Genomic DNA, 4,020 nt, shown 5'->3' with positions numbered 1-4,020 from the left:
CCCGCGCGCGATGCGCGGGCGTCGAATGACCCGCACGACGCGTGCCCCGATGCAAGGCGGCACGCGGCTCTCCGGAACCCGCGACCGATGACCCTGTTTCGTATTGGCGCCTGCTGCGCCGTGTTCGGCCTGCTGGCGGCCTGCACGTCGCCGTCGCTCGTCGAACGCGGCACCTACTACGCCGACACGAGCCTGCACGCGCGCGGCGCCGATTCGCGGATCCGCTTTCTCGTCATGCATTACACGGAAAGCGACGAGACGAAATCGCTGCGCACGTTGACGGGCGACTCGGTCAGCGTGCATTACGTCATCCCGCCGCAGCCGCGCGCCGAACGCGGGATGCCCGTCGTCTACCAGCTCGTTCCGGAAGCGCGGCGCGCGTGGCACGCGGGCGTCAGCGAGTGGCAGGGCACGACCGAGCTGAACGCGGTATCGATCGGCATCGAGAACGTGAACCGCGGCCCGCTCGATCCGCAGCATCGCACCTGGCAGCCATATCCGCCCGAACAGGTCGACGCACTGACCCGCCTGTCGAAGGACATCGTCGCGCGCTACGGCATTCCGCCGACGCGCGTGGTCGGGCACAGCGATATCGCGCCTCAACGCAAGATCGATCCCGGCCCGCTGTTCCCGTGGCATGCGCTCGCGCAAGCCGGCGTCGGCGCGTGGCCGGACGACGCGACCGTCGCCGCGCGGCTCGCGGGCCGCGACCCGCACGCGCCGGTCGACGTGCGCGAATTGCAGCTCAAGCTCGCGCGCTACGGCTACGACGTGCCGACCGACGGCGTGCTCGACACGCGTACGCGACGCGTGTTCGCAGCGTTTCAGATGCATTTCCGACCGTCCGATTACGCGGGCAATCCGGACGCGGAAAGCGACGCGATCGCGCAGGCGCTGCTCGACAAGTACTTCCCCGGCACGCAAGCGGCCGATCCCGCGCCGGCGGCCGACACACCCTGAATACGCGGCGCGGCGCACGCCGAAAAACGCGGGGACGTCCGCCGACTCCGGTAAACTGGCGGTTTTCCGCAATCCCGCAGCATTACCACGCCATGACTCAAGACGAACTCAAACGCCTCGTCGGCCAGGCCGCCGCCGATTACGTGATCCAGAACGTGCCGGAAGGCGCCGTGATCGGTGTCGGCACCGGCTCGACCGCCAACTGCTTCATCGACGCGCTCGCCGCCGTCAAATCGCGCTATCGCGGCGCCGTGTCGAGCTCGATTGCCACGACCGAACGCCTGAAATCGCACGGCATCAAGGTGTTCGACCTGAACGAGATCGAGTCGCTGCAGGTGTACGTCGACGGCGCCGACGAGATCGACGCCGGCGGCGCGATGATCAAGGGCGGCGGCGGCGCGCTGACGCGTGAGAAGATCGTCGCGTCGGTGGCCGACACGTTCGTCTGCATCGCGGACGCCAGCAAGCGCGTGCCGGTGCTCGGCGCGTTCCCGCTGCCGATCGAGGTCGTGCCGATGGCGCGCACGGCGATCGGCCGGCGCGTGACCGCGCTCGGCGGCGTGCCCGTGCTGCGCGTGACGAAGGACGGCGCGCCCTACATCACCGACAACGGCAACGAGATCATCGACGTGAAGGGCCTGCAGATCGCCGATCCGCGCGGTTTCGAAGCGCAGGTGAATGCATGGCCGGGCGTCGTGACGGTCGGTCTGTTCGCCGAACGCGGCGCGAATCTGTGCTTGCTTGGCACGGAAAACGGCGTTGAAACGATCGTTTATCCGGCTGGCTAAAACTGAATGAGAAGCAGTCCGTAACGGCGCGGTATCGGCCGTCATGGATTGGATGGTTAAATCTTGTGGAAACCGGGGTCCGGCAGGCGCGGCGCGCTTCCCGGGCCTTTTTTTTAGCCGTATAAATCACCTCGTTCAAAAGAGGGATAACCCTGTCAGGTGTTTACCAGATAGCGAAATATCGTCGAACTCATCAACTTATAGATCATAAGAACAGAGTAGTAACCAGGGCCGGCGGAACTGCGGAGCAGGTGTTCGCAAATCGACGCACGGGGAGGTGTCATGGAGCAGGGCAAAGACCGGTCACTGGTCGCCAAAGTGATGGATGGGCTTGTCGCGGGTATCGTCGAAGACAAGTACGGCGGCATCTTGCCGCCGCAGGACGTGCTGTCGAAAGAGTTCGATGTGAGCCGCACGGTGATGCGGGAAGCGTTATCGATGTTGCTTGCGCGCGACATGCTCGACGTGCGTCCGAAAGTCGGGACGCGCGTGCGGCCGATGCGCGACTGGCGGATGATCGACGAAGACGTCGTGAGCTGGCGATTTCGGGCAAAGCCCGATCCGCAGTTCATGCGCGACGTCATCGAATTCCGGATGCTGATCGAACCACGCGCGACCGCGCAGGCGGCGGTGCGTGCGACGGCGGCCGACATTGCGGGCATTCGCGAAGCGTTCGACGCGTTCAAGGTGCTGCAGCCGGGCGACCCCGGCTACGACACGGCGGACGAGCTGCTGCATACGCGGATCGTCCAGGCGAGCGGCAACCAGTTCTTCCAGCAGATGGCGGCGATCGTGCGCGGAGCAGTGCGTCTCGTGAATCCGCGCGTCGTGCAGAAGGAAGGCGCGCACGACATCGCGGTGAAGGCGCATGCGCGGGTCGTCGATGCGATCGAGCGGCGCGACCCGCGCGAAGCCGAAGCGGCGTCGCTGGCGCTGATCGATTTCAGCGCGGACGAGATTTCGCGCGATTTCTCGGTCGACGTGCCGGTGCGTGCCTGACGCGGCACGTGTCGCTCATCCGTGTGCCGCCGGGCCGTTTATCATGACGGCCGGCCGGCAGCGTGCCGGCTACCGTCATACGACCGACACGGAAGATCAGGATGAACGACAACGACCATCGCCCTGTGCGCTTCGGCATCGTCGGTGCAGGCAGCATTGCGCGCCGCTTCGCGCAAAGCCTCGCCCACGTGCCGGGCGCCACGCTCGCCGGCGCCTGGGCCCGCCGCGCCGACGCAGCGGCCGCCTTCTGCGAGACATACGGCGGCACGCCTGCCGCGAGCCTCGACGCGCTCCTCGCGAGCGACGAGATCGACGCGGTCTACATCGCGACGCTCCATGACAGTCACGCGCAGTACACGCTGGCCGCACTGGCTGCTGGCAAGGCCGTGCTGTGCGAGAAACCCGCGGCGCTGAACGCCGCGCAACTCGACACGGTGCTGCACGCGGCGCGCGATGCCGGGCTGCTCTTCATGGAGGCGATGAAGCCGCCATTCTTCCCGCTGTACCGTCGGTTGCGTGTGCACCTGCGTGACGATCCGATCGGCGAGATCCGGCTCGTGCGGGCGGGCTGCGCATCGTCGTCGGTGCCGGAGGACCATTCCGTCTATCGGCTCGATCGTGCGGGCGGCGCGTTGCTCGACATCGGCATCTACGAGGCGTTTCTTGCCGTCGACTGGCTCGGCGCCGCGCGCGACGTGCAGACGCTCGGCCGCGTCGGTGCGACAGGTGTCGACCTGTTCGCGAGCCTGAACAGCGTGCATGCGAACGGCGGGATCGCGCAGCTCTTTTGCGGCCTGGACGTGATGGGGCGCGGCGATGCACTGATCGCCGCGGCGGGCGGCCACGTGACGATTCACGAGAAGTGGTGGAACCCCGAGCGCGCGACGATCCGCTATGCGGACGGGCGTACCGTCGAACTCGATGCGCGGGCCGAAGGCGGCGGGCTGAACTACGAAACCGCGCATTTCTGCGACCTGCTGCGCGCGGGCGAAACCGAAAGCCCGATCGTGACGCACGACCATTCGCGGCAGATGATCGCGATGACCGATGCGGCGCGCGCGGTGCTCGGCGTGCGTTATTCGGGCGAATAGACGGAACAGGCGGGAAGGCGGGCGCCGGCGCCGCGAGCGCGGCCCGGCGCAACGGCGCGGCTCAATGCCGCGACGGCAGCGACAGGCGCTTTTCGTACCAGCGCTGCACCCATTCGAGGATCTGGCACAGGACCCAGTACACGGCCGCGGCGGCGAGATAGAGCGGCAGCGGCTGATAGGTC

The 4,020-nt window shown here is 67.1% G+C and carries 4 protein-coding genes and 1 pseudogene; 4 read left to right on the top strand and 1 reads right to left on the bottom strand.

The features are described 5' to 3' along the window. Positions 1-87 precede the first annotated feature (87 nt). The 4 genes from JMF90_RS27325 to JMF90_RS27310 all read left to right on the top strand — a co-directional run bounded on the left by JMF90_RS27325 (position 88) and on the right by JMF90_RS27310 (position 3,838). Positions 88-960, top strand: coding sequence for an N-acetylmuramoyl-L-alanine amidase (locus JMF90_RS27325; RefSeq protein ID WP_027811196.1), 873 nt, complete (start codon positions 88-90; stop codon positions 958-960). Positions 961-1,052: 92 nt separating this feature from the next. After that, positions 1,053-1,748 (top strand): ribose-5-phosphate isomerase RpiA, encoded by a 696-nt coding sequence (rpiA, locus tag JMF90_RS27320; protein ID WP_006476119.1) that lies wholly within the window; start codon positions 1,053-1,055, stop codon positions 1,746-1,748. Positions 1,749-2,030: 282 nt separating this feature from the next. Beyond that, positions 2,031-2,747 carry a FadR/GntR family transcriptional regulator gene (locus JMF90_RS27315; protein WP_006476118.1) on the top strand — a complete coding sequence of 239 codons (717 nt, stop codon included), beginning with the start codon at positions 2,031-2,033 and terminating at the stop codon, positions 2,745-2,747. Between the two features lie 101 nt (positions 2,748-2,848). Continuing rightward, positions 2,849-3,838: a Gfo/Idh/MocA family protein gene (locus JMF90_RS27310; protein ID WP_201316876.1), complete on the top strand. Its 990-nt coding sequence runs from the start codon at positions 2,849-2,851 to the stop codon at positions 3,836-3,838. A gap of 61 nt (positions 3,839-3,899) precedes the next feature. Here the strand turns inward: JMF90_RS27310 and JMF90_RS27305 are convergent. Beyond that, positions 3,900-4,020 (bottom strand): annotated as a pseudogene (locus JMF90_RS27305) (ABC transporter permease); the annotation flags it as partial.

Source organism: Burkholderia sp. E168m23, from assembly GCF_016586125.1.
Classification (GTDB): domain Bacteria; phylum Pseudomonadota; class Gammaproteobacteria; order Burkholderiales; family Burkholderiaceae; genus Burkholderia; species Burkholderia orbicola.
The sequence above is the reverse complement of the archived record's forward strand: the minus strand, read 5'-3'. Positions and strand labels throughout refer to the sequence as shown.